This window comes from Erwinia sp. MYb416 (assembly GCF_037479575.1).
GTDB classification, from domain to species: domain Bacteria; phylum Pseudomonadota; class Gammaproteobacteria; order Enterobacterales; family Enterobacteriaceae; genus Erwinia; species Erwinia rhapontici.
On the sequence record NZ_JBBGYT010000438.1, the window covers coordinates 1,110,425 to 1,133,857 of the forward strand.

The window sequence follows — 23,433 nt, forward strand, 5'->3', positions numbered from 1 at the left end:
CTGTAAAATAAGTATCACTCAGTTGTAACGTCCAAAGCGGTAAACCCATCTCGGATCGCTGTCTTCGTCATAGGCCAGCGCCGTTGCCAGCATGGCGAAGGGCTCAATGTAACGAGCCATACGCAGAACGCCGGCATCAACGGGCTCAAAACCAGCAAGAGAGAGCAGACCCCGCACTGTGCTTTTACTTTCCAGGTTATCTCCGCAATACAGCATGTCCGGGCGATTTTGTTTATTCCTGCCGTTAAACACGTCCATTAGCACTTCGCTTGGCGTCGCCTGGAAGGCGGCTACAATCTGTGCATCAGGCAGTTTCCGCGCAATGGTTTCCGCACCTGAATCGGTATGGGCAATGACAAGCTCACTGTCTGAAGCATTTAGCGGATTGGTGCAGCTGATAACAGTTTTTCCGCTTAAACTGCCTGCCTGAGTCAGCACATCATCAAGACGCGACCAGTGAACTGCCAGAACGATAATATCTGCGTCCTTTGCCGCCTCATGAGGAGATCCACACGCCCCCCCGGCTGACTCTGCCAGGCTCTCCAATCTTTGAGGGCTGCGGGAATAGCTGAAGGTGACCTGGTGACCCAGTTTCGCAAAAATCGTTCCGATAGTTGCTCCCATACGTCCAGCACCGAGGATGCCTATTTTCATAACATGCCCTTTTATGAAACCGGCGCAACTGCTGAGCCAAAGCCCACGTAGCACTGATGTTCTGAATTTTTTGCTGGTATCTATTGACGTTTTTTAAGCCTGAGTCTGCTCCAGCGTGGACATATCTATAACGAAGCGGTAGCGAACGTCAGAGCGTTCCAGTCGATCATAAGCCTCATTAATTTGGTCCATACGGATCATCTCAACTTCAGGTAAAACATTCTTGCGCGCACAGAAATCAAGCATTTCCTGGGTCTGAGCTATGCCTGCAATCGCAGAACCGGCAACACGACGGCGTCCTAGCAGTAACGGAATGCTGCTCATTTCAGCCAGTGGTCCAATTTGTCCCACTACACAAAGTGTGCCGTCCACATCAAGCAGAGGCAGGTAAGGATCCAGCTCATGTTTTGCTGGAACGGTGTCAATGATCAGGTCAAAAGATGAAGCTGCCTTTTCCATTGCTTTGGCGTCGCTGGAGATAAGAAAAGCATCTGCACCGAGAGATTTTGCATCGGACTCTTTGGCCGCTGAACGGCTCAGCACGGTGACGCGTGCGCCCATTGCTTCAGCAAGTTTTATTGCCATGTGGCCCAGTCCGCCCATACCAATCACCCCAACGCGGCTGCCCGGGCCAACGTTCCAGGTTCGCAGTGGCGAATATGTAGTTGCGCCGGCACACAATAGCGGGCCGGTTTTGGCCAGATCGAGGCCTGCGGGAACGCTTAAAACGAATTCCTCACGCACAACGATATGTTTTGCGTAGCCGCCCATAGTGGGTTCACCAGTGATACGGTCTACACTGGCAAACGTCTGCGTATTTCCTTCACGGCAAAGTTGCTCTTCACCTTTATGGCATTGATCGCATTGCTGACAGCTGTCGACCATCGTACCCACAGCAACGTGGTCGCCCACTTTATGTCGTGTCACGTTACTACCGGTGCTGATAACGCGGCCCACGATTTCATGGCCTACCACGATAGGAAAGCGGGTCCATCCCCAGTCATTGCGTGCGGTATGAAGGTCAGAATGGCAAACTCCGCAGTAGAGAATTTCAATAACAACATCATCGGGACGAGGCTCGCGGCGCTCGAGAGAAAAAGGGACCAGCGGCTTGTCAGCGGACAGCGCGGCAAAAGCAGACGTTTTCATAAAGAGATCTCCGTTGTGTATGCATTGACCCTGACCACGTGATGGCCAGGGTCGGGTCGACTATTTAAGGTTAGTTTTAAAGAATTGGGTCAGCTTAGCGAACGGAATGAGGTCGGTGCGGTCGTAGAGATCCACGTGACCGGCCCCCGGAATGACCAGCAATTCTTTGGGCTGGCCAGCTCGTTTGTAAGCATCTTCGCTGAACTCCCTGGAGTGGGCTTCTGAACCTGTGATGAACAGCATCGGACGCGGTGAAATAGTTTCAATATCTTCAAACGGATAGAAGTTGTTAAATTTAACTTCACTCGAAATCGGACGGTTTTGAGACTGCTCTACGGTCATGCCTTTTGCTACCACCTGACCGCGTGGGGTACGGTAAAAGTAATAAAATTCACGACGAGTCTTATCGGCGTCAGCAGGAAGTTTTACCGGCAGATAATCGACCCATTTGGTTTTTCCGCCAGTGAATTCTACGTAACGCTGTTCAGCCGCTGCGGCAATCATTGATTTGCGCTGGTCGAGAGACAGCCCGTTTTGCAAACCGTGACGGGTAACTGCCCCCATGTCATACATGCTGACGGTGGCAATAGCCTTCATACGAGGATCGATTTTTGCGGCGCTGATTGCAAAGCTGCCACTGCCGCAAATACCGATGACACCAATACGGTTACGATCCACAAATGGTCGGGTACCCAGATAGTCGACCGCTGCATTGAATGACTCGGTAAACATTTCAGGAGCAACGGCATTGCGGGGCTGTCCGTCACTTTCACCGAAGAAGGACAGGTCAATTGCGAGGGTAACAAAACCCTGCTCTGCCATTTTCTGAGCGTAGAGAGTGCCCGTCTGTTCCTTCACCGCTCCCATAGGATGGCCCACAATGATGGCCGGACTTTTTGCTTTCGAATCTACTTCTTTGGGTCTGTAGAGAATACCCGTGATATTCATTTTATACTGGTTTTGAAAGGTGACCTTCTGTGCAGTGACCTTGTCGCTCTTGAAAAAATTATCCGCGCCTTTAGACATATCAGCAGCGAAGGATGCAAAAGAGGACACGAGTAGCCCGCAGGCCAGCAATATGTTTTTCATTGGCTTTACCTTTAATCATTTTAGTTAATTCTGCTGGTTGCAAGTCGTTGCCAGCTCAGCAGACCCGGAGGGAGGTACTTCATTTTTATGTTTATGCAAACCCTGAGGTGCGCTTATGGGAGCTCTATTAACTGAATAAAGATCCCATCAGGATCGGTTATGACGATACAACGTATGCCACCACCGAATGCTTCAGCCTCTTTCGTCAGGAAAACCATTCCTTTTTCCTGCAGAGAAAGTACGGTTGCATCTAGGTCAGAAACCCTCAGTGCAAAGCGGTTAATTCCGATGTGGTTTGCTACGGGATAGGCAGCGCCGGGAGAAGGCGGTTCAACCCATTCGACCAGATCGATAAAGATGCCTGACTTTCCGCCTGGCGGGGCCAGATACACAACCTTAAGATGACTGGAAGGCAGGCAGAATGCCGTAGCAATCCCCTTTTCCATTACGTCACCAACACGCCGGGTAACCTCAAGGCCTAGCGTCTCGTAGAACTTAATGCTGCGCTCAAGATCACGGGTGGTAATACTCAGATGAAAAAAATCCTGAATCATGGGAAGCTCCTGTTAATGCGTCCTGCGCCGTTTCTGGCGGGCGATACATTTGATAATGATTCCGGATTAGTTCGCCGTAAAACCGCCATCGACCGGAAGCCCTACTCCCACAACAAAACTTGCACCGGGGCTGCAGAGCCACAGAACGGCAGCGGCTATCTCTTCCGGTTCCCCCAGGCGATTGATAACCTGTCGGATCATAATGTCGTCCATGGCCTCTTTCTGGGTTTCCATCATTGCCGAAACCATAGGCGTATTGATCGTGCCCGGACATACCGCATTAATGCGAATGCCCCGTGCGGCATACTCCAGTGCCGCACCTTTGGTCATCCCGATTACAGCGTGTTTTGTACCGTTATAAGGGGCCAGATTGGGCTGACCAACTAAGCCGCCAACTGATGCGCAGTTGACGATGGCTCCACGGCCCTGAGCGCGCATTTTCCTGAGCTCATGCTTCATACATGCCCACATGCCCCGCTGATTTACTGAAACAAGCCGATCAAATTCTTCGGACGGCAGATCTGCAAAATCACTGGAAGGCGCCTGTATGCCTGCGTTGTTATAGGCAAAATCGAGAGCACCATAAATTTCCACCGTTTTATCCACGGTTGCAGCAATCTGGGCCTCATCTGCAACGTCACAGCTGAGCCCCGTTGCGATGTATCCTTCTTTCGTAAGCTGATCTGCAACACCGGTTACGGCCGTGAAATCAAGATCTGCGAGTACCACTTTTGCTCCAGACTGGGCAAAAGCACGCGCCGTTGCGGCACCGATTCCGGTACTCGCGCCAACAACGAGCGCAACGCGGCCGCTAAAATCGTAAACAGGGTTCATAGTTTCATCTCTATTAAATGCATGAATGAGGTTCAGGCCTAATGACCCGGAACCTTTTCGTGACTGAATGTCTCCGGGTTAATGAAACTGATCGGTGGTTACTTTTTCTTCAGTGTTCATTCTCCATAGATCTTTCCGGAGGAGGTACAATGATTCGCTGTATTTTTTGCCTATTCCTATGGGGCGGGTGGCATTCTGTGGTTTTAATGCTGGTAAGGGGAGTAAAGTAGCACCACGATAATTTTACGAATGGCCGCAATGACACAGTCTATTAAGAATGAAAATGAAGCTCTGCTTGCCGGTCTCGTGCAGAGGATCGCTGCACGGACGAATGGAACAGGTGATTTTGATACGATGGTTGAAGGACTGACTTTCTTTCGGCGAGAAGCTCCCACTAAACCTACCATGTGCATGATCGAGCCGAGTATCGTGCTGGTAGCCCGTGGCATTAAGCAGATGTGGATTGGAGGAATGAATTATCGTTATGACACGTCAAACTTTCTGTTGACGTCTCTGGATCTGCCTGCTGATTCAGAAGTGTTGGCGGCAAGCAGCGAAGAGCCCTGCCTGGGGTTGACGATGAAGCTGAATATGCGGACGGTGGCCGAGCTTATTTCGCAGGGCGAACTCCCCCCGCATCGTGCTAGGGGCATCAGTTCCGGCGTCGGTATTGGAACGGCATCAGGGTCTGTACTTCGGTCTTTTGAACGATTGCTGGAACTGCTGGATGAGCCGGAAGCTATTCCGGTTCTGGCACCGCTCGTACAACGGGAAATCCATTTTCGGCTGCTGTTGAGTGATCAGGCTACACGGCTGAGACAAATTGCATCGGTTGACAGTCAGGGGCACCGTGTTGCCCGAGCAATTGACTGGCTCAAGAAGAATTATTCTGCGCCTCTGCGCGTTGAAGAACTGGCTGCGCGGGTGCAGATGAGCGCTCCCACCTTTCACCAGCATTTCCGGCAGCTGACTTCAATGAGCCCCCTGCAGTACCAGAAATGGCTGCGACTGAATGAAGCCCGCCGCCTTATGCTTAATGAACATCTCGACGTTTCAAGCGCGTCTTATCAGGTTGGCTATGAGAGCCCATCGCAGTTCAGCAGAGAATACAGCCGCGTGTTCGGCATGCCGCCCAAAAAAGACATTAAAAAGCTTCGAGAGGCGAATATGTCCATAACTTCAGGCTTTCAAATTTAAATCAGGCAGCCGGTTTAAATAAACGCCGGAGCTCTGGTTGGCTGTTTAACTATTAAAAATTTTAGCCTGAAGTTGCGATGCGACCACGTCCTGCAGGTCTGGCGGGTACGGTTTCACCGTGCTCAAGCCACCATGCAGTCAGTGCTTCCATTGTTGGGCCAAGTCCCCTTGCTTTCAGAGTGATTTCATACTCCACCCGGGGTGGCACTTCTGCAAAAACCGTTCTGGATATAAGTCCGTCACTTTCAAGCTCCCGCAGTTGGGCTGTCAGCATATGCTGCGTTATGCCGGGTATTGCTTTTCTCAGTTCGCCAAATCTGTATATACGCTGGTTCAGAAGCCACATAATTTCCAGCTTCCATTTTCCGGATAGCAGGCTGAATGCCCGCCGCATTTCATCATGCATATTAACTTCAGAGTCTCTATTGGTATGCTTTTCCATACTTACCCTCCTTAATTCATCCTACTTGTTTTAAATCATATTAGGCGACATTCTTGCCCCGGTCGATAACTGATACACGTCAGAAGGGGTGATATGACTGGTTTTTACGTTTACTGGATTTGTACGGGCCTGCTTTGCCTGCTTTACATTACTTCTGCCACCCTGTACGTGGTTAAGTGGGAATGGGTTCGCCAAACACTGGTTAACCTGGGCTATCCGGCCTATCTGCAGCCTCTACTCATTGCTGTAAAGATTCTGGCTGTACTGGCCATCCTGTCACGGGAGAGCGTGTTTCTGAGCGATCTGGCGTATGCGGGTATGTTTTATCACCTTCTGCTATCTGGCCTGGCTCATGTTGGCAAACACAAACCAACCGGGGCTGTGCCTGCAGTTGCTGGGCTAATCCTGATGATTATTTCTTTCAGCATGCAGAACGTTGCCAGAGATATACCATCACCTTACGCCCTCACTACCGAGTATCTCACACATGCACAGCTCTATTAGAGGAGAGACTATGAACATACTAAGTGAAAAGGTTGCGATCGTTACCGGGGCAAGTCGGGGAATTGGCCGCGCAACGGCGATGCTTCTTGCCAAAGAAGGTGCAAAGGTTGCGGTCGTTGCGCGTACGCCAGGCGCCATTGATGAAGTTGTGCATCAGATTCAGGCACAGGGCGGGATTGCCATAGGTATCAAATGTGATTTAAGTAATTCGGAACAAATCACTTCGATGGTCAATACAGTCATCAGCGCCTATGGACAAATCGACATTCTCGTTAACAACGCGTTTGATCCGGGTGCGCCTCTGTCATCCATTTTGGATCTCTCGGTGGAACAGCTTCAGCGCAATTTTGACATGGGGCCCGTGGCCTATCTGCGAACCATGCAAGCCTGCTATCCGTGGCTCAAAAAGAGCAGCGGCGGGCGCATCATCAATTTCGGCTCAATGGCGGGTATTGTAGGGCTCGCTGGATATGGGCCATACAACATGGCCAAAGAAGCGGTGCGTGCACTTACCCGCACCGCTGCGCGTGAGTGGGGGGGCGATAAAATTACGGTTAACAACGTTCTTCCTGTTGCCAAAACCTGGGGCGATGACGTGAGTGTCCCTCCGCCAGGAAATGCGCTTGGCCGCTTCGGATCACCGGAGGAAGACATTGCGCCTGTAGTTCTATTTCTTGCGAGTAAAGACGCACAGTTTTTGACGGGCTACAGCCTCACGCCCGACGGCGGAGCAATTATTGACAGCTCGCGTTAACGTCCAGGAAGGGCAGTCTTCCACTCAATTATGAGAGATCTAGAGAAATGATTGACCACATTTTGTTTTATTCATCCGATTATGAAAAAGCCATTTCATTCTATGATGCCGTTCTGCCAGCGCTTGGTCATACCCGCCTGTTTCAGATGTCTGATGCTGATAGTCGGAAGTCAGGTTACGGTAAATCCAGCCCACAGGTCTGGATCGCTGAAGGTGAGACCGGGAGTGCAACGCTGCATATCGCCTTCCGAGCCGACAGTGAGGATGCCGTAAAAAAATTCTATGAAAACGCTCTCGCAGCAGGAGGCTCGGACAACGGTAAACCTGGCTACAGGCCTGAATACTATGCCGGCTACTTTGCAGCATTTGTAACGGACACAGATGGAAATAATATTGAAGCTGTATTTCATGCTCCTTTGTTCCCGCATTGATAATGGAAGCATTATCAAGGGTAAATGAGAGCAACTTTTAATTTTTTATTCAGCATGAATGTACTTTGACTCATAAAATGAACCAGCCATTTCACTCTTGATTAAAAAATTCAATTTACTTCATGTCCGCTTTTGGCACGGAGCGGACAGAAATTAAGGTCACAAGGTCTGCTGCGAGCGAAGAGCGGACATCATACGCGTTGTAATCAGCCTTTATTATTTGTGGTTTCACAATCTATCACGAAGGTATTTCAGCCCAAAAAAATGGCCTTTCTTCTTCTCAAGAATCCCTAGGTTTAAATCGTAAAAAAACCATATTAGCTCCGGCTTTTTTGGCCGTTCAAGAGATGGAGATTGTAATGCACCATCTGCATATAATTGAGATATAAAATCGGCATCATTTAATTTCGGGTCCAAAAAATTGATTGTATCCTCGCAATGTATCGCATAGGCAAATATTTCCAATGTATGACCTGTAGACATTACAGGATTGAGCATATAGGGTTGGCCTGCCGGGATATCTCGTTCAAGATATCGGCGACGGATGTCAAAGAATCGATGTGCATCCTCACTGTCATGCTCGAAAACCCTGTGAGGGGCGATAGCGACTATAGTGAATGTGTCTTTTGACACATCAGCAAAGATAAGATAGTTGCTTCTTCCTTTGGGGTTTTTGTTATCTTTAGGGGCAAAATGAAAGTGGTATAATCCTTCCCTAAGCACAAGAGTGTCTATATCTTTCCCTTTGTTTTTTAAGGATGCGCCTGGTAAAATGACACCATGCGTCCTAACTCGCTCAGATAAGTACGGATTTAGATCATTACCTTTAATGACTTTATCGAGAAACACCTTTATGTCAGGATACATTTTTAATAAAATCTTTAAATCTATACCCATGGGGTAAAAAGCTATAGTTCTTTTCCTTATGGGAATAGTTCTGATCTTCCAAGTGATATACTTTGAAATAATCATTCTGGTCGGCATTCTTTCGAGTTCTTCGATGGCAACAGGAGTATTAGGAACCTTCGGCAGTTCCTTAATCATTGTTTGCCTGAAACGCTTTATACTCAGCGAATATTCTTCACCCATGTTTAATATTCTCTATGTTTTTAATTACTCATGGCTAAATATAACAACTTAAATCTATGTGCGGAAAATTTCAACTCATAAACATCTCACTGGTTACAAGCTGGTTAGTCCATTATTTAGGTGCGTCCTCTTTTGGCACTGGGCTGTTGTTGCAGCCCTGACCACCTTAGACTTCAATCGATTCAGAGATCTCTAGCGTATCATCGACTTCAATGCCCAGATAACGGACTGTGCTTTCCAGTTTCTTATGGCCCAACAGAAGTTGAATCACCCGGAGATTCTTGGTTTTCTTGTAGATCAGGTAAGGTTTTGTTCTTCTCATGGAATGTGTGCTGTAAAGCGCATCTTCGAGACCAAGTTTTTCTACCCACCCATGAAAAATTCGGTTGTATTGCCTGGTTTTTCGTTATCCCACCGATGGACGTTTTCTCCCCTGGCAATTTATCGTCGATGGGCAACCTGTTAACGCGAAACTTAATCCCGAATTTTTCAGCGATGATATTGATGTCATTGCAAAAATAGCAGAAAGCGGCGGAGGGGTTGCCCGTCTGGCAAGCTTTATTGCCCAGCCGTTAATCGACAAGGGGCGACTCACTCCTTTATTCTGCTCAGGCCTCAACGGTGAGAGCGACATCGCGTCTTCACCGACGAATATTTATGCCTGCGTCAACGAACGTTCGGCGCTGAATTCAAAGGTAAGAGCATTTATTGCGTTTTTAGAAGAGGCGATTTAAGACGCTGGACGATCTAAAGTGCGCAGCGTGTTTGACGTGAAGTGAAAAATGTCAGCCCGGCTGCGCTAATCAGTAACAGGCCACTCAGTGCAAAAGCGCTCTGCCAGCCGAGGTGGTCAAACACCATCCCCCCAGTCATTGAACCCAGGGCTATAGAGAGCTGAACGACGGCAACCATGAGCCCGCCTCCCGCTTCTTCATTCCCTGGCAGCGTCCGTGCGATCCATATCCACCACCCCGTTGGCGCTGCAGTGGCAAGCATCCCCCAGCAGCCTAACAGTAGCGTAGCGGCCCAGACGCCGTGTCCGGTCAATATTAACCCCACGGCAATGGAGGCCATAAGGCAAGGGATGGCAATCAACGTCGGATAAAACCGCTTGTTCAGGAATGGGGTGATGACCAGCGTGCCAACCACCCCCATGAAACCGGTGGTGAGCAGAATCAGTGACAAACTGGACGTATTGACCCGGGTTACTGTTTCCAGAAAGGGGCGCACATAGGTAAATAACGCAAACTGCCCCATAAAGAATAATCCGCAGGCCAGTAAACCCGTTGTCACGATAGGGTGCCTGAAAAGACGAAACACCGATCCGCGCGATGCGTCACTTTTATTGTTGTCCATGTTGGGCAGGCTAACCCACTGCCAGATGAAGGTCACAACCGCGATTGGGACCAGGCACAGGAAAGCGCCGCGCCATCCAATGCTTGACCCAAGATAGCTGCCAAGCGGCGCCGCCACGACAGTCGCCAGCGCGTTACCGCCATTAAAAATGGCTAACGCACGGGCGACCTGATGCTTTGGCACAAGGCGAATAGCCGTTGCCGCAGACATTGACCAGAACCCACCAATCGCGATACCAATCAGGGCTCGTCCTGCCATATAAACCAGGTAGCTGGAGGCCAGGCCGATAATGGCTCCCGATATTGCCATCAGAACCGTCATCCCCAGCATCAGATGCTTACGATTAGCGTTTCCGGCAAGGCCAGACAGTGTCAGGCTGGTCAGGACCGCGAACGCACCGGAAATAGCAATTCCCAGCCCCGCCAGCCCCTCCGTTACGCCCAGGTCTGTGGCTAAAGGCGTCAGTAAACTGACCGGCATAAATTCTGATGCAATCAGTACAAATACGCACAAGGTCATGGCAAAAACGCCGTTCCAGTGTGCAGGTTCTTCATGTTGTGGTGTTTTAAGACTCAGTGTGGACATTATCAGCATCTCTGAAGATCGCTCCGGCTCTGTTAAGGCAAACCGGGACGGACGCTATTCACAGAATAACGATCAAAAAAAGTATGGGGAAAGAAGTGTGATGTAAGCATGCAGGGGGAACGTCAGGCCGGGTACAGGGCAGAATCAAGACCACCCGCTCAATGCGGGGGTCTTTTACCTGTTGCGACGCTGGTTTTATTTCAAGCTGGTTTTGAAGAACTGTTCAAAACGGACAAACGGTATCTTACCGGCGACATTGTCGTATAAATCCACATGGTTGGCCCCGGAGACAATCACCAGTTCTTTCTTGTTACTGCCAACGGCTTTATAGGCATCCTCTGCAAAATAGCGCGAGTGTGCATTTTCACCCGTCACGATCAACGTTGGGATCGTGATTTCCTTTGCATAGCTCAGCAGCGGCATATTCATAAAGGATAAGGGTGTTGTCGCCGTCCATGCGCCAGTGGAGTTCACGGAACGCTCATGGAAACCGCGCGGCATCCGGTAATAATCGAAAAATTCTTTGAGTATCGGGTTTGGATTTGCGGGTAACGCTTCCGGCAGAATACGCGCTGAAGTGCTTACGCTACCGTTCTTATCCACATAAATATCATGACCGGCGTGTGCGATAGTTCCGTTTTCCGCATCCTTCCAGCGCTGCTCATTAAGATACTGCAAAACGGCGCGGCGATCGGCAGTTGAATAACGGTCTTTGCCCTCGCCAACGCCATGCCCCATCGCCCGACTCATATCGTACATCACGCTGGTGGCAACCGCTTTAACGCGTGTATCCATGGCTGCCGCGTTCAACGCCATTCCCCCCCAGCCACAGATGCCGAGTAAACCGATGCGGTTGCGATCCACCTCTTTTTGTAACCCAAGGAAATCAACTGCGGCACTAAAGTCCTCGGTGTTGATATCCGGAGAGGCGACATTACGCGGGTAGCCACCGCTTTCGCCGGTATAAGAGGGGTCGAATGCCAGTGTCACAAATCCCTGTTCTGCCAGCGTCTGCGCATACAGGCCGCTGGATTGTTCCTTCACCGCGCCAAAGGGACCACTCACGGCAATCGCAGCCAGTTTGCGTTCCCCTCGATTTTTGGGCAGGTAAAGATCCGCGACTAACGTGAGCCCATACCGGTTCTGGAATGACACTTTGCGATGATCAACTTCACTGCTGAGAGCGAAAGTTTTATCCCATTTTTCTTCCATTGAAACGGGGGCATTCGGATGGGCTGTGTCAGCATAACTCATCGTTGTTGTTCCTGATATTGATGCGCATAGCAGTAGGGCTGGCATTGCGGCGGTCAGTTTACGGGTGAAAACGCGCATTAAAAACTCCCCTGAAAACATGAGACAGGTACAGGTTTCATACGGACAACGCTGCGGTGTTTGGTATCAATGTGCTGATTATAATGGGCATAAATAGTGCTGATTAGCCGGGCGAAAATGCTAAGATTAATATCATTTTGTTATGAATTCAGAGGCGGTCGTGGCGGCACCTTTGGCCAGATACGCTGAGGACACACTGATGGCGAAACGGGAAAACTATAATGATCTCTACTTGTTTATGCTGGTCGTGCGAGAGGGGAGTTTTACCGCCGCAGCGCGTCGGCTTGGGCTGGCACAATCAGGGATCAGTCGCGCTGTGCGCGAACTTGAAGAGAGGTTAGGGATACAGCTTCTGGTTCGAACCACGCGCAAATTATCATTGACGCAGGCAGGGGAACGGCTCTATCAGACCGTAGAATCCGGGTTTGATGCTTTAGATACGGGCCTTGCAACACTGGCATATTATCGGAGTATCCCCTCGGGTACGGTACGCATCAATGCCAGCCAGCATGCTATTGATAAAGTGCTGTTACCGAAGCTGGCCGTCTTTAAACAACGCTATCCGGATATCGAACTTGAGCTGATCAGTGAAAGCCGGTTTGTCGATATTATTGCTGAGAGATTCGATGCCGGTGTCCGTCTCGGGCCGGAGGTGGGCAGTGGCATGGTGGCGGTACGTATTACCCCGGATATGGAGATGATCGTGGTGGGCACGCCCGAGCATTTTCGTCGCTATGGTTTTCCACAAACCCCGGCTGATTTAGTGATGCATCCCTGCATTGCCTACCAGTTTGCCGACGGCAGTCTGTACCAGTGGGAGCTTAATCAGGACGATAAAAAGATCACGCACCGGCCACAGGGACAATGGGCCTTTTCTGACAGCTATATGGAAGCAAAGGCAGCCAGGCTGGGGCTGGGACTGGCGTATGTCCCTGAGGAACTGGTGGCTGAGGATTTGGAGCAAGGGACGCTTATCAGAACCTTACGGCCTTACAGCCAGCGGATGGAAGGTTCGTTCCTTTATTATCCTCATCGCAATGTGTCACCTGCGCTCAGAGTGGTCATTGATACATTGAAAATCTGATGTGTCGCTAACCCGTCCCCTGTATGAGGACGGTAGCGCTGAGTCACCCGGAGATGCGTCGTGTCCGGGCCTTAATCTGGCAGGAGGAGATGGGCACAGGGAAGGGCTCAGTGACCGTGAACCGTTAATCCGACCAGCCGGATAACAATTGGACGCACAACGAGTATGCAGACAAAGGCCGCAGGCATGGCAACCTTGTACGCATTCATCACACTTTCCATGTAATGTGGCCCCATGCCAAATTCCGCGAGAGTGATGACCAGGCTCATCATAAATGCCATGATGGTCGCCATATAAAGCGCAAAGATGTAGGGTGAAGTGTGCTTTGGAAGGCGCACGCGTGGGGTATTCCTGGCGACAGCATTCGTCATTACGTTATCCTGTTTTATCAAGTGGGGTGAAACGGCCACTAACCTAACAAGCTAACCAGGACGGCGGTAGAGCCGTTATGCTTTAATCATTATTAAGTAAAAGTGACGAATGAGGCATTGGGAACACTATGGATCTGTTGGGGCTGATGAGTAATTTTATCCGCGTGGTGGAGAACGGCAGTATCGCCGCGGCGGCGCGTGCCAAAGGAATGAGCCCGGCGGCGGTGAGCCAGAGCCTTTCCCGGCTTGAGGCTCATCTGGGCGTGCGTCTGCTATCACGCACCACCCGCAGCATGACCTTAACCGAAAGTGGTCAACGTTATTTCGAGAAAGTACGTCACATTCCTCATGATATTGACCTCGCCTCGCAGGCTGCGGCCATTGAAACCAAACCGCAGGGCCCACTTTGTATCGCGACGACGGCTGCATTTGGTCGGTACGTCATCGCTCCACTGATGCCTGCGTTCAAAGCGTCTTACCCTGATATTGATATCGAACTGATCAGTACCGATCGTAACGTCGATCATCGTCTGGAAGGCGTCGACGTCAGTATTCGTATTGAGGCGCAGCTCAACGATCAGCTGATTGCCAGAAAAATCGCCTCATTACCCTTTATATTCTGCGCCGCCCCCGCTTATCTGGCGCGTGCGGGCACTCCCCGGACTCCCGAAGAACTTAGCCAGCACGCCTGCCTGGTTTTTCGTTATCCCACCGACGGACGTTTTCTCCCCTGGCAATTTATCGTCGATGGACAACCTGTTAACGCGAAACTTAATCCCGAATTTGTCAGTGATGATATTGATATCATTGCAAAAATAGCAGAAAGCGGCGGAGGGGTTGCCCGTCTGGCAAGCTTTATTGCCCAGCCGTTAATCGACAAGGGGCGACTCACCCCTTTATTCTGCTCAGGCCTCAGCGGTGAGAGCGACATCGCGTCTTCACCGATGAATATTTATGCCTGCGTCAACGAACGTTCGGCGCTGAATTCAAAGGTAAGAGCATTTATTGCGTTTTTAGAAGAGGCGATTTAAGACGAAACGTCGGAGGATCGCACAGCAGAATCGGTCAGTGTGGCCCTCACATGAGGAAGGCTTTGCGGATAATTCTGCTGAATAAACTCAATCATCTTTTCCCGCACGTGGCAGCGTAAATCAAAGGCCGTGGGGGAATTCTGTGCCGTCATTAATAATCGGATCGTCATGGTTTTGTCAGTCGTATCGGTGACCTGGAGCACCTGAGTCTGTTGATCCCAGAGCTTTGTTTCACTGAGGACTTTTTCAAAATATTTACGCAGAGGATCTAATGGCATGGAATAATCAAGGTAAAGAAAAACAGAACCTAATATTTGTGCGTTATTACGCGTCCAGTTCTGGAAGGCGTTTTCGGTAAAGTAGGTAATGGGCAGAACCAGTCGGCGCAGGTCCCAGATACGCACAACAACATAAGTCAGGTTGATCTCCTCAATCCATCCCCATTCATTTTCAACCACCACGGCATCATCAATTTTTATCGGTTGCGTGAAGGCGATCTGAATGCCGGCAAACAGGTTAACCAGCGACTTCTGCAGGGCAAAACCAATGATGATCCCCGCCACCCCAGCACCGGCCAGGATTGTGGTGCCGAATTTTCGAACCCCAGGAATACTCAGTAACACCAGGGAAAGACAGAATAGCACCAGTAATACGATAGCGACCTTTTTGACATACATTATCTGCGTGCGAATTTTACGGGCGCGAAGATTATTTGAAAGGTTAATGTCATAGCGAATAAAAAGCATATCCTGCGCGACATTAGTCAAGCGGATTAAAATAGAGCAAAATGATAATATAATAAATATATTAATGACTGTACTTATAAAAGAAAGTGAGTTCGGATTAACATTAATATAATTAACCCCTACATTGATTAACAGTAAGGGTATTAAAATAAAAATTGATCCACTAAGATGATTTTCATGTTATTTCAAGAGCTTTCTGCCACGACTCTGCCAGTATCGGATGAATCTTAAAAGTATAAATCGGGCCAGGAAACCCACTGCAAATGAGAGCGTGACGAGCAATACAGCAGGCACCCATGATGGAGCACCAGATAACTCACCGAATATCATTGGCATTCTTTTTCCCTTATCTTCCGCCAACAACCCATTGGTTGTCAGGTCAGTAATAAAACTCAGTAACCGCTCTCTTCTCAGTGATCTGCGGATGAAATGGTGAATACATGAGTGTATGAAAAATTGAGTGTCCTGACTGTCTTAACACAAAAAAACGTTGAAAAGAAAACGATTTTTGTGGGGCATCAGCGTGATCCAGCTCACCCCCGCATTCAGCAGTATGTCCGCCCAGGATGGCCTGCTTAACTTGCCTGACCCGCCGCTTTGGCAAACAGACGCACATCTGCTGCGCGGGTGATCGCCGTGAGTGTTTTGATGGTCGGGTTCCCTTTTTCGGAAAGCGTGCGGTAAAGTTGCTCACGGGACAGACCGGACTTAGCCGCAATTTCACCGATGCCGCCACGGGCATTGACCACGTGGCGCAGGGCGGTCAGAAAAGCACCGACGCCACCGTCTTCATAAATATCTTCCAGTGCTGTTTGCAGGTAAACCTGCGCGAATCCGGGATCCTCACGGAGCATGTCGATAACGGCGGTATCATGTTCAATTGCTTTACTGTGCATATCTTTACCTCGTCAATGGTGATATTTCATCCTTGATAATTTTAACTGTAGTTTAAATACAACAGACAGGCAAGTGACTACCTCGCAAGAAAAGCTGTACACGAATAAGTACAAATAATTGTTTTTTTTGAAATAAAAAAATCGCGCTGAATTTCAGCGCGATTGACGAGTTCAATGCAGGCAGTTTACTGCGGATGATATTCGATATTGATCGGCTCATCCGGCAGCTTAGTAAAGGTGCGGATAATGTAGTGATAGTCAGCGGTCGGATTCGTCTGGCTGAACTGCTGCGGGTAGAAGTCCTTCGCCAGCATCTCAATGCCGATAATGTTGTACGGATGGTTATAGAAGTGGTGATACACCGCCGCCACTTTGCCTGCTTTTACCGCCGGAATATCTTTCACCCCGGTACGATTGCGCAGGTTGTCAAAGCTGGCCTTAATCTCGCTCACCTCGGTGTTGTAACCCAGCGGGATCACCGGGCTGGTTTTACCCCCGCGCTTCGAGCCACTCATCACGTAGTAATCCGGGTTCAGGTTGATGACCTTTTCCACCGCGATGGTGCCGCTGGTGCCGGGCAACAGATCGGAACCGATATTTTTCGCGCCGGTAGCTTCTATCAGCGCGCCCCAGCCGTTATGGCCGTGGGTGAAGCAGCACTCACCGCCGCCGCCTATCCCGGCAATCGGCTCAACGAATACGCTCGGTTTAGGTGATACGTTTTTGACTGCGGCCTGAATGGCGTTGAGTTTCTGGGTATAAAAATCGGTGTAGGCGCGGGCATTGTCTTCCTTATTCAATACCTTGCCCAGCAGGGTAATGCTGGCCGCGGTATTCTGTACCGGGTGCAGCTCATCATCAACAAACAGCACCGGGATATTCAGCGCACTCAGTTGAGTCAGTACCCCGGTCTGTTTCAGCGCCGGTTTGGCGCGCAGCTGGGCAATCATCAGGTCTGGTTTTTTGGCGATCACCGTTTCAAGGTTGACCTCACCCTGGTCAGAAAAGCCCATATCGAGGATTTTTTCCGCGTCCGGCCAGCGTTTTTTTAGCAGGTTCCAGCTACCGGTATCCTGCTTTTTCATCAGGTTATTCCAGGAGACGACACGCTGGAAAGGGTTGTCACGGTCAAGTAAGGCGAGGCTGAGGATTTCACGTCCGTCCTGGAGGATCACCCGCTGCGGTTCATGGTTGATGACCACTTTTTGCCCGTCCATATCGGTGACGGTCAGCGGGTAAGTGGTGGCGAATGCCAGTGAAGGCAGCGTCGCCAACAGCAGAGCGGGTAAGGTTTTCAGCGTTGTCATGGTACAAATTTCCCGGCCAGTTAATAAACGATAATTGTTATCATTATTATTGGCCGTAGAGTAAACATAAGTTAAACAGAATGTAAACGGCGCACCCGAAAATCGTGACGGGATTTGTCAGGATGGCGTTTTAAAGCGGCGCGGCTTCTCACGACGAAAACCCAGCCCGATGATCCAGCCGAAAACATAAGGCAGGAAAGGAAAGCGCTTTATGATACGCGGCAGCGGGCTGGATTCGCCCTCTTTGCGTTTTTTTCCGCTCATTTTTATCTGGATAAATTGCGTGGCGCAGGTTGGGAAATGGCGGCGTTTTTGCACTTTTTTCAGCAGGCGCAGGCTGACTTTCCCCTGGCGTAACGCGGGCGTCAAAATGTTGGCGCAGGCAACGGCATCCTGGATCGCGAGGTTGACGCCAACGCCGCCGATAGGCGACATCGCATGGGCGGCATCCCCGATGCACAGCACGCCGGGCTTCATCCACGCATCCAGTCTGTCGATGCGGATATCGAGTAGCCTGACCTGCTGCCAGTCGGTCATCTCTGCCAGCCTGGCGGCCGGAAAGGGCGCCACGGCGGCAACCTGCTGTTTAAACGCCTCGATTCCTGCGGCCTTCATTGGCCCGAACTCACCTTTGGTAATGGAGTAGCCGCACTGCCAGAAACTGCCGCGATCGAGCATGATAAAGTTTTGTTTGGGTCCCTTGTGGCCCATATTCCATTCCGGGTCCTCATCGCGTTTATCCAGAGGGAACCACAGCACATCGCGCGGCGATCCAAACGAGCGCCCGGTCAGCCCGGCCTGCTGCCGGACCAGCGAATGCCGTCCGTCACAGCCGATCACCAGCTGTGCGTGGATGTCGCAGGTGCCGCTGCTGTTGCTGGCGCGCACGCCGCATACGCTGCCATTGTCATACAGTAATTCGCTGAATGCGGTGGACTGGCACAGGGTAAACGCGGGCAGGGCAGACGCTTTCGCCGCCAGAAAATTGAGGAAGTCCCACTGTGGCATAAACGCAATAAAGCGGCATTTCACCGGCAGGCGGGAAAAATCGGCCAGCGTGACCTCTTCACCCCCTACTTCAGCCTGTAAACGCGGGGCACGCTGATGAGGCAGGCTGAGTAACTCCTCCAGCAGGCCCAGGTGATGCATGATTTGCAGCGTGGAGGGGTGGATAGTGTCACCCCGGAAGTCGCGCAGAAAATCGCCGTGTTTTTCGATCACGGTCACCTGCACACCTGCGCGCGCCAGCAGATAACCCAGCATCAGTCCGGCCGGGCCGCCGCCTACGATACAGCAGTCAGTGGTGATGCGTTCAGGGGACGTTGCGTTCATGTTGGCTCCGGGTAGGTAATCGCTGGTTTATGGTAATGGTTATCATTATCTTTGGCGAGCGGTGATTTGCGTAGACTGGCTGGAACTGGCGACCCGGAACTGAAGGTCCATCATGACAGATTAATGCCTGCGAAGGGTTCGACCTTTTTACCGGTCGAACCCTGTTGAGGGGGGGCGTCAGGGGTTTTAGTCGATTAGCGCAACTCAACCGCATACTGCGCAACGGGCGTGATCTTCTTAATCAGCTTGTTCTTCAACAAAAACTGTTCGTAAGCGTCATACCGTTTCACGTCCAGTGCCGCCGGGTCTTTGGCAAACAGCGGCAGGGTTTTCTGCCACGCCACATGGTTCAGCTCGGTATTCAGCTCCGGGTGTGCTTTGGCGAACACCTGCCAGCTCTCTTCCGGGTGGGCCTGTAAATAGTCGTTGCCTTTCTTCAGCGCGGCGAGGAATTTCCTCACCTTCGGTTCATTGACGCTATCGCGATTCGCCACAATCACCAGCTCGTCATAGGCCGGAACGCCGTAATCCTCAACGTTGAACACCACCGGATCTTTGCCCTGTAGCTTCAGCTCCTGCGCTTCAATATTGCGGTAACCCCCAATCACCGCATCCACCTGCCCGGCCAGCAGGGCGCTGGTCAGCTGGAAGTTAACGTTGACCAGCTTAATCTCCTTCAGGCTGGCGCGCTCCTGTTTCAGCATGGTGGTCAGCGTTGCCTGTTCAATACCGCTCACGGAATAACCCACCGTTTTCCCTTTCAGTTTTGCCGGTGAGGTGATGCTTTTATCGAGCGTCATCACCGTGTTCAGCGGGGTATTGATCAGCGTGCCCACGCGCACCAGCGGCAGGCCTTCATCGGCGAAAAAGTGCAGCTGCGGCTGATAAGTAATGGCGAGATCCGCCTGTTTCGCTGCGACCAGGCGCGGTGGCAGGGAAGGATCGGACGGGGGGACAATCTTCACGTCCAGCCCTTCTGCCTTAAAGGCCCCGATCTGATCGGCAACCATAATCGGTGCGTGGTCCGGGTTGATATACCAGTCGAGCACCAGCGTCAGTTTCTCGTTGGCCATGACGCCTGTGGAGCAGGCACCGCTTAACAGCAGGGCAGCGCAGGTTTTCATCATCATTCTGTGTTCCTTTCAGATTTAAGGGGAATCAACATTATTCGGGTGCCCAGTTGATCAGGCGATGGAGCAGGGCATCGACCGCCATCCAGAGTAAGACGGTCATCAGCACCAGGATAAACAACGCGGCAAAGCACTGATCGGTTTGCATGCGCGCATTGGCATTCAGCATTACGTAACCCAGCCCTTCGGCCGAACCCACCCATTCGCCGATAATTGCGCCAATCGGTGCCACGGCAGCCGCCATGCGCAGGCCGGAGCCAAAAGCAGGCAGCGCCGCCATCAGCCGGACATGGCGCAGCTGCGCCCAGCGTGAGGCACCCAGGGTGCGGGCAAGGTCCAGATAGTCCTGATTAACCCGCCTCAGCCCGTCAAAGAAGGCAGAGGTCACCGGGAAGAAAATCACCAGTATCGCCATCGCCACTTTGGCGCTGATGCCAAAGCCAAACCACAACACCAGCAGCGGCGCGAGGGCAAACACCGGAATGGCCTGGCTGGTCAGCACCACGGGCATCAGCCAGCGTTGCAGGCGGGGGGAGAAGATCATGCCGATCGCCAGCAGTGATCCCAGCAGTACGCCCAGCACCAGCCCGATCAGGACTTCTGAGGCCGTAACCAGGCTGTGATACGCGAGGAAAGCGCGGCCATCCCACAGCGCGCGGGCAACAGCGGCGGGCGACGGCAGCAAAAAGGCGGGAATATCGCTCAGTGTGGCCAGCCACCACAGCAGCAGCAGCCCGGTAAAAATCATGACGCCACGTGCGCTGGTGGCGATTTTTCCGCTCATTCTGCGGCCCTCAGCAACTGCTGCAACAGTTCGGCCTGGCTTTTCAGCACGTCGGCATCATCCGGCGCACGGGGCGGCTGGCCACCAATGGTGTGAGTGTCGTCGATCCCGGCAGGATATCCGGACAACACCAGCAGGTGGTGACTCAGACGGCAGGCTTCCATCGGGTCATGGGTAATCAGCAATACGGTGTGGTCGGCCAGCAGTTCAGCGGCCAGCGTCTGAATTTTCGCCCGCGTCAGCGTATCCAGCGCGGAGAACGGCTCATCCATCAGGACAACGGGGCGTCTTTCATACAGCGTACGGGCAATCGCCGCCCGCTGGCGCATGCCGCCGGAGAGCGCCGCAGGACGGTCGTTGCCGTGTCCGTGCAGTCCGACGCGTTCCAGCAGATGGGCAGCCCAGGCGGCATCCACGTTTTCGCCGCGCAGACGCGCACCCAGTGTGATGTTGTCGCTGATCGACAGCCAGGGATAAAGCAGATCTTTCTGCCCCATATAAGCAATACGCCCGGGCAACGGCAGGCCATCGCTACCGCAGACGGTGCCGGAGGTGGGCTTCGCCAGCCCGGCGATAATCTTCAGCAGGCTGGTCTTGCCGCTGCCGCTGGCCCCCAGCAGGGCAACAAATCGCCCCGGCGGGAGGGTAAAACTGAGACGGTCGAAAATCTGACGCGGGCCGAAGCACAGCGTCAGATCGCGCACCTCAATGCCGGGTGGGTTCATGTCCGGTGCACCGCATTCAGTCCCATCTGCCAGAATGCCGACTCGAGGCGCGTGGCGGTGGTGAAAATCTCAGACAGAGCGGCGAAGCGGCTTTCGGCCCCGCGCTGCTCGCCGACCGTTTCCAGTAAACCGAGGGCGGCACGAACGCCGTTCAGATAGTCTGCATCACCATAGTTGCGGATCCAGGAGGCATAAGGGCTGCCTTGTAAAACCGTCTCCGGGGCGTTCAGCAGGCGCAGGCCAATCTCGGCGTAGCCCGCCACACAGGGCAGCAGCGCCACCAGCAGATCCAGCGCATCACCCGAGTGACCGATATCCAGCACGTAGCGGGTGTAGTTCATGGTTTCCGCCGCTTCCGGTTCGCGCATCATCTGCGCTTCGCTCAGTCCCCAACTTTCGCAGTAGCCAACGTGCAGCGGCAGCTCAGCCACAATGGCGTTCAGCGAAGCCGTCGCCGCGCGCATTTCCGGCAGCGTGCGCAGTTTGCTGACCAGCAGCGCCCAGGCACGGGCAAAGTGAATCAGAAAAAGATAGTCCTGCGTCAGATAACGACGAAAGGCGCTCTCGGGCAGCGTGCCGCGTGAGAGTTGGTGAATAAACGGGTGCGCCACATAGTCCTGCCAGTCGTTACCGGCCTGCTGGCGTAAACGTCCGTACAGACCCTGGCTGAAATCAACAGGCTGAATAGTTTTAGACACTGAATCCCCTCATTTAAGTGGAGATCCGGGCACGCGGAGGTGTGAACAGGGCAGAGGTGACTGCCAACCCGTCCCTTCGCTGGCATGACCCAGATCAGGTTCAAAGGGTTCGGCTTATTACGCCATCTCAGCCCATACAGGACACCCCTCGGAGGGCTCTTTTATACGGGATTTCATTTTTCATTACAATCCACCCGTCAGACTTCGAGCCGCAGATGCGTTGGCTGCACCTCGAATTATTTTGGGTATATACTGCTAATCAATCGTCATTTGTTTCACCCCACAGGATACCCCCATGAAAAGTATTGGATTTCTGTCGTTCGGCCACTGGACCCCTTCGCCGCAGTCCGGCACCCGTTCGGCGGCCGATGCGCTGTTGCAGTCGATTGATCTCGCGGTCGCCGCTGAAGAACTCGGTGCGGACGGTGCTTATTTTCGCGTGCATCACTTTGCCCGCCAGTTAAGCTCGCCGTTCCCGCTGCTGGCCGCCATCGGCGCGAAAACACGCCGTATTGAGATCGGCACCGGGGTGATCGATATGCGTTACGAGAATCCGATGTATATGGCAGAAGATGCCGGCTCTGCCGACCTGATCTCCGGTGGGCGTTTGCAGCTGGGCATCAGCCGGGGTTCTCCTGAGCAGGTGATCGACGGTTGGCGCTATTTTGGCTATCAGCCTGCGGAAGGGGAAAACGAGTCGGATATGGCGCGTCATCACACCGAAGTGCTGCTGGATGTGCTGCGTGGCGAAGGCTTTGCCAAACCAAACCCGCAGCCGATGTTCCCGAACCCGCCAGGGATGCTGCGCGTGGAGCCGTTCTCGGAAGGGCTGCGTGACCGTATCTGGTGGGGGGCCGGTTCCAATGCTACCGCCGTCTGGGCGGCGAAACTGGGGATGAACCTGCAAAGCTCAACGCTGAAATATGATGAAACCGGTGAGCCTTTCCATATCCAGCAGGCGCAACAGATCCGCGCCTACCGGGAAGCGTGGAAAGCCGCCGGACATACGCGCACCCCGCGTGTTTCGGTGAGCCGCAGTATCTTTGCGCTGGTGAATGATATGGACCGTGCGTACTTTGGCAACAGCGGCAAAGAAGGGGACAAAGTGGGTTACCTCGATGAGAAAACCCGCGCCATCTTTGGCCGCAGCTACGCCGCAGAACCGGACCAGTTGATTAAACAACTGGCGCAGGATGAAGCCATCGCCGAAGCCGATACCCTGCTGTTAACCGTGCCGAACCAGTTGGGTGTGGACTACTGCGCGCACACTATTGAAGCAATCCTCAAGCATGTGGCGCCCGGCCTTGGCTGGCGCGAGTAGCACGTGCCGTCAGGCTCTCCCGGTATCCGGGGGAACCT

General features: G+C 52.2%; 24 protein-coding genes, 3 pseudogenes and 1 riboswitch. Of the genes and pseudogenes, 8 read left to right on the top strand and 19 right to left on the bottom strand.

The genetic code is table 11. The features are described from left to right. Window positions 1–18: 18 nt before the first annotated feature. The 5 genes from WH277_RS14775 to WH277_RS14795 all read right to left on the bottom strand — a co-directional run bounded on the left by WH277_RS14775 (window position 19) and on the right by WH277_RS14795 (window position 4,280). Entirely contained in the window at window positions 19–708 is a 690-nt protein-coding gene (locus WH277_RS14775) for an NADPH-dependent F420 reductase (RefSeq protein WP_445235318.1), read from the bottom strand. 39 nt (window positions 709–747) lie between these two features. After that, a complete protein-coding gene (locus WH277_RS14780; protein ID WP_339505842.1) occupies window positions 748–1,803 on the bottom strand; it encodes an NAD(P)-dependent alcohol dehydrogenase in 1,056 nt (351 codons plus the stop codon). Window positions 1,804–1,863: 60 nt separating this feature from the next. Continuing rightward, window positions 1,864–2,892, bottom strand: a complete 1,029-nt coding sequence (locus WH277_RS14785; RefSeq protein ID WP_339505843.1) for an alpha/beta hydrolase — start codon at window positions 2,890–2,892, stop codon at window positions 1,864–1,866. Window positions 2,893–3,005: 113 nt separating this feature from the next. Next, on the bottom strand, window positions 3,006–3,446 hold the full coding sequence (locus tag WH277_RS14790; protein ID WP_339505844.1) for a VOC family protein: 441 nt from the start codon (window positions 3,444–3,446) through the stop codon (window positions 3,006–3,008). Window positions 3,447–3,512: 66 nt separating this feature from the next. Beyond that, on the bottom strand, window positions 3,513–4,280 hold the full coding sequence (locus WH277_RS14795) for a glucose 1-dehydrogenase (RefSeq protein ID WP_339505845.1): 768 nt from the start codon (window positions 4,278–4,280) through the stop codon (window positions 3,513–3,515). 258 nt (window positions 4,281–4,538) lie between these two features. Between WH277_RS14795 and WH277_RS14800 the strand changes: the two genes are divergently transcribed. After that, on the top strand, window positions 4,539–5,477 hold the full coding sequence (locus tag WH277_RS14800; protein ID WP_339505846.1) for an AraC family transcriptional regulator: 939 nt from the start codon (window positions 4,539–4,541) through the stop codon (window positions 5,475–5,477). Window positions 5,478–5,538: 61 nt separating this feature from the next. Here the strand turns inward: WH277_RS14800 and WH277_RS14805 are convergent, their stop codons facing one another. After that, entirely contained in the window at window positions 5,539–5,919 is a 381-nt protein-coding gene (locus WH277_RS14805; protein WP_339505847.1) for a winged helix-turn-helix transcriptional regulator, read from the bottom strand. Window positions 5,920–6,012: 93 nt separating this feature from the next. Here WH277_RS14805 and WH277_RS14810 point away from each other — a divergent pair, with 93 nt between their 5' ends. The 3 genes from WH277_RS14810 to WH277_RS14820 are packed head-to-tail and all read left to right on the top strand — an operon-like array spanning window position 6,013 to window position 7,608. Further along, window positions 6,013–6,423, top strand: a complete 411-nt coding sequence (locus tag WH277_RS14810) for a DoxX family protein (protein WP_339505848.1) — start codon at window positions 6,013–6,015, stop codon at window positions 6,421–6,423. Between the two features lie 10 nt (window positions 6,424–6,433). After that, window positions 6,434–7,177 (top strand): SDR family NAD(P)-dependent oxidoreductase, encoded by a 744-nt coding sequence (locus WH277_RS14815; RefSeq protein ID WP_339505849.1) that lies wholly within the window; start codon window positions 6,434–6,436, stop codon window positions 7,175–7,177. A gap of 47 nt (window positions 7,178–7,224) precedes the next feature. After that, window positions 7,225–7,608 (top strand): VOC family protein, encoded by a 384-nt coding sequence (locus WH277_RS14820; protein ID WP_339505850.1) that lies wholly within the window; start codon window positions 7,225–7,227, stop codon window positions 7,606–7,608. A 228-nt stretch (window positions 7,609–7,836) separates the two neighbouring features. On the opposite strand, the gene WH277_RS14825 is transcribed toward WH277_RS14820, so the two are convergent. Continuing rightward, window positions 7,837–8,697 carry a hypothetical protein gene (locus WH277_RS14825; RefSeq protein WP_339505851.1) on the bottom strand — a complete coding sequence of 287 codons (861 nt, stop codon included), beginning with the start codon at window positions 8,695–8,697 and terminating at the stop codon, window positions 7,837–7,839. 166 nt (window positions 8,698–8,863) lie between these two features. Continuing rightward, window positions 8,864–9,097, bottom strand: a pseudogene (locus tag WH277_RS14830) (tyrosine-type recombinase/integrase); the annotation flags it as partial. Here WH277_RS14830 and WH277_RS14835 point away from each other — a divergent pair. Then, window positions 9,090–9,431, top strand: a pseudogene (locus WH277_RS14835) (LysR substrate-binding domain-containing protein); the annotation flags it as partial. The pseudogenes WH277_RS14830 and WH277_RS14835 sit on opposite strands and share 8 nt — an antisense overlap. Window positions 9,432–9,444: 13 nt before the next feature. Here WH277_RS14835 and WH277_RS14840 read toward each other — a convergent pair. Beyond that, window positions 9,445–10,638 (bottom strand): MFS transporter, encoded by a 1,194-nt coding sequence (locus WH277_RS14840; protein WP_339505852.1) that lies wholly within the window; start codon window positions 10,636–10,638, stop codon window positions 9,445–9,447. 195 nt (window positions 10,639–10,833) lie between these two features. Further along, window positions 10,834–11,970: an alpha/beta hydrolase gene (locus WH277_RS14845; RefSeq protein ID WP_339505853.1), complete on the bottom strand. Its 1,137-nt coding sequence runs from the start codon at window positions 11,968–11,970 to the stop codon at window positions 10,834–10,836. Between the two features lie 199 nt (window positions 11,971–12,169). Here WH277_RS14845 and WH277_RS14850 point away from each other — a divergent pair, with 199 nt between their 5' ends. Next, window positions 12,170–13,054, top strand: a complete 885-nt coding sequence (locus WH277_RS14850) for a LysR family transcriptional regulator (RefSeq protein ID WP_339505854.1) — start codon at window positions 12,170–12,172, stop codon at window positions 13,052–13,054. A gap of 107 nt (window positions 13,055–13,161) precedes the next feature. On the opposite strand, the gene WH277_RS14855 is transcribed toward WH277_RS14850, so the two are convergent. After that, complete coding sequence (locus tag WH277_RS14855) at window positions 13,162–13,425, bottom strand: DUF2798 domain-containing protein (protein ID WP_133843014.1); 264 nt, start codon at window positions 13,423–13,425, stop codon at window positions 13,162–13,164. Window positions 13,426–13,553: 128 nt separating this feature from the next. Here WH277_RS14855 and WH277_RS14860 point away from each other — a divergent pair, with 128 nt between their 5' ends. Next, window positions 13,554–14,456, top strand: a complete 903-nt coding sequence (locus WH277_RS14860; RefSeq protein ID WP_171149905.1) for a LysR family transcriptional regulator — start codon at window positions 13,554–13,556, stop codon at window positions 14,454–14,456. Here the strand turns inward: WH277_RS14860 and WH277_RS14865 are convergent. The 8 genes and pseudogenes from WH277_RS14865 to WH277_RS14900 form a co-directional block, all read right to left on the bottom strand. Continuing rightward, window positions 14,453–15,538 (bottom strand): annotated as a pseudogene (locus WH277_RS14865) (mechanosensitive ion channel family protein). The gene WH277_RS14860 and the pseudogene WH277_RS14865 sit on opposite strands and share 4 nt — an antisense overlap. Before the next feature lie 239 nt (window positions 15,539–15,777). Further along, complete coding sequence (locus tag WH277_RS14870; protein WP_238337045.1) at window positions 15,778–16,098, bottom strand: addiction module antidote protein; 321 nt, start codon at window positions 16,096–16,098, stop codon at window positions 15,778–15,780. Window positions 16,099–16,283: 185 nt separating this feature from the next. Further along, window positions 16,284–17,405, bottom strand: coding sequence for an ABC transporter substrate-binding protein (locus WH277_RS14875; protein ID WP_205945779.1), 1,122 nt, complete (start codon window positions 17,403–17,405; stop codon window positions 16,284–16,286). Between the two features lie 117 nt (window positions 17,406–17,522). Continuing rightward, complete coding sequence (locus tag WH277_RS14880; protein ID WP_339505855.1) at window positions 17,523–18,737, bottom strand: FAD-dependent oxidoreductase; 1,215 nt, start codon at window positions 18,735–18,737, stop codon at window positions 17,523–17,525. Window positions 18,738–18,931: 194 nt separating this feature from the next. Beyond that, window positions 18,932–19,867, bottom strand: coding sequence for an ABC transporter substrate-binding protein (locus WH277_RS14885; protein WP_339505856.1), 936 nt, complete (start codon window positions 19,865–19,867; stop codon window positions 18,932–18,934). Between the two features lie 34 nt (window positions 19,868–19,901). Beyond that, window positions 19,902–20,651: an ABC transporter permease gene (locus WH277_RS14890; protein WP_339505857.1), complete on the bottom strand. Its 750-nt coding sequence runs from the start codon at window positions 20,649–20,651 to the stop codon at window positions 19,902–19,904. Further along, complete coding sequence (locus tag WH277_RS14895) at window positions 20,648–21,376, bottom strand: ABC transporter ATP-binding protein (protein ID WP_167864433.1); 729 nt, start codon at window positions 21,374–21,376, stop codon at window positions 20,648–20,650. Before WH277_RS14895 ends, WH277_RS14890 begins: the two co-directional genes overlap by 4 nt. Further along, window positions 21,373–22,062: a TenA family protein gene (locus WH277_RS14900; protein ID WP_133843472.1), complete on the bottom strand. Its 690-nt coding sequence runs from the start codon at window positions 22,060–22,062 to the stop codon at window positions 21,373–21,375. Before WH277_RS14900 ends, WH277_RS14895 begins: the two co-directional genes overlap by 4 nt. A gap of 66 nt (window positions 22,063–22,128) precedes the next feature. Next, window positions 22,129–22,233, bottom strand: a riboswitch (TPP riboswitch). 136 nt (window positions 22,234–22,369) lie between these two features. Here WH277_RS14900 and WH277_RS14905 point away from each other — a divergent pair. After that, the gene (locus WH277_RS14905; protein ID WP_339505858.1) at window positions 22,370–23,395 is read left to right on the top strand and encodes an LLM class flavin-dependent oxidoreductase; all 1,026 of its coding nucleotides are present in this window, start codon (window positions 22,370–22,372) and stop codon (window positions 23,393–23,395) included. Window positions 23,396–23,433: the final 38 nt, after the last annotated feature.

What these genes read in the sequence shown, in the direction of transcription:
- WH277_RS14790 (WP_339505844.1), bottom strand. Translation starts at nt 3,446, where the DNA reads ATGATTCAGGATTTTTTTCATCTGAGTATTACCACCCGTGATCTTGAG.
- WH277_RS14870 (WP_238337045.1), bottom strand. Translation starts at nt 16,098, where the DNA reads ATGCACAGTAAAGCAATTGAACATGATACCGCCGTTATCGACATGCTC.
- WH277_RS14905 (WP_339505858.1), top strand. Translation starts at nt 22,370, where the DNA reads ATGAAAAGTATTGGATTTCTGTCGTTCGGCCACTGGACCCCTTCGCCG.
- WH277_RS14845 (WP_339505853.1), bottom strand. Translation starts at nt 11,970, where the DNA reads ATGCGCGTTTTCACCCGTAAACTGACCGCCGCAATGCCAGCCCTACTG.
- WH277_RS14805 (WP_339505847.1), bottom strand. Translation starts at nt 5,919, where the DNA reads ATGGAAAAGCATACCAATAGAGACTCTGAAGTTAATATGCATGATGAA.
- WH277_RS14890 (WP_339505857.1), bottom strand. Translation starts at nt 20,651, where the DNA reads ATGAGCGGAAAAATCGCCACCAGCGCACGTGGCGTCATGATTTTTACC.
- WH277_RS14840 (WP_339505852.1), bottom strand. Translation starts at nt 10,638, where the DNA reads ATGTCCACACTGAGTCTTAAAACACCACAACATGAAGAACCTGCACAC.
- WH277_RS14820 (WP_339505850.1), top strand. Translation starts at nt 7,225, where the DNA reads ATGATTGACCACATTTTGTTTTATTCATCCGATTATGAAAAAGCCATT.
- WH277_RS14880 (WP_339505855.1), bottom strand. Translation starts at nt 18,737, where the DNA reads ATGAACGCAACGTCCCCTGAACGCATCACCACTGACTGCTGTATCGTA.
- WH277_RS14825 (WP_339505851.1), bottom strand. Translation starts at nt 8,697, where the DNA reads ATGGGTGAAGAATATTCGCTGAGTATAAAGCGTTTCAGGCAAACAATG.
- WH277_RS14795 (WP_339505845.1), bottom strand. Translation starts at nt 4,280, where the DNA reads ATGAACCCTGTTTACGATTTTAGCGGCCGCGTTGCGCTCGTTGTTGGC.
- WH277_RS14800 (WP_339505846.1), top strand. Translation starts at nt 4,539, where the DNA reads ATGACACAGTCTATTAAGAATGAAAATGAAGCTCTGCTTGCCGGTCTC.
- WH277_RS14810 (WP_339505848.1), top strand. Translation starts at nt 6,013, where the DNA reads ATGACTGGTTTTTACGTTTACTGGATTTGTACGGGCCTGCTTTGCCTG.
- WH277_RS14885 (WP_339505856.1), bottom strand. Translation starts at nt 19,867, where the DNA reads ATGATGATGAAAACCTGCGCTGCCCTGCTGTTAAGCGGTGCCTGCTCC.
- WH277_RS14860 (WP_171149905.1), top strand. Translation starts at nt 13,554, where the DNA reads ATGGATCTGTTGGGGCTGATGAGTAATTTTATCCGCGTGGTGGAGAAC.
- WH277_RS14855 (WP_133843014.1), bottom strand. Translation starts at nt 13,425, where the DNA reads ATGACGAATGCTGTCGCCAGGAATACCCCACGCGTGCGCCTTCCAAAG.
- WH277_RS14895 (WP_167864433.1), bottom strand. Translation starts at nt 21,376, where the DNA reads ATGAACCCACCCGGCATTGAGGTGCGCGATCTGACGCTGTGCTTCGGC.
- WH277_RS14815 (WP_339505849.1), top strand. Translation starts at nt 6,434, where the DNA reads ATGAACATACTAAGTGAAAAGGTTGCGATCGTTACCGGGGCAAGTCGG.
- WH277_RS14785 (WP_339505843.1), bottom strand. Translation starts at nt 2,892, where the DNA reads ATGAAAAACATATTGCTGGCCTGCGGGCTACTCGTGTCCTCTTTTGCA.
- WH277_RS14850 (WP_339505854.1), top strand. Translation starts at nt 12,170, where the DNA reads ATGGCGAAACGGGAAAACTATAATGATCTCTACTTGTTTATGCTGGTC.
- WH277_RS14875 (WP_205945779.1), bottom strand. Translation starts at nt 17,405, where the DNA reads ATGACAACGCTGAAAACCTTACCCGCTCTGCTGTTGGCGACGCTGCCT.
- WH277_RS14780 (WP_339505842.1), bottom strand. Translation starts at nt 1,803, where the DNA reads ATGAAAACGTCTGCTTTTGCCGCGCTGTCCGCTGACAAGCCGCTGGTC.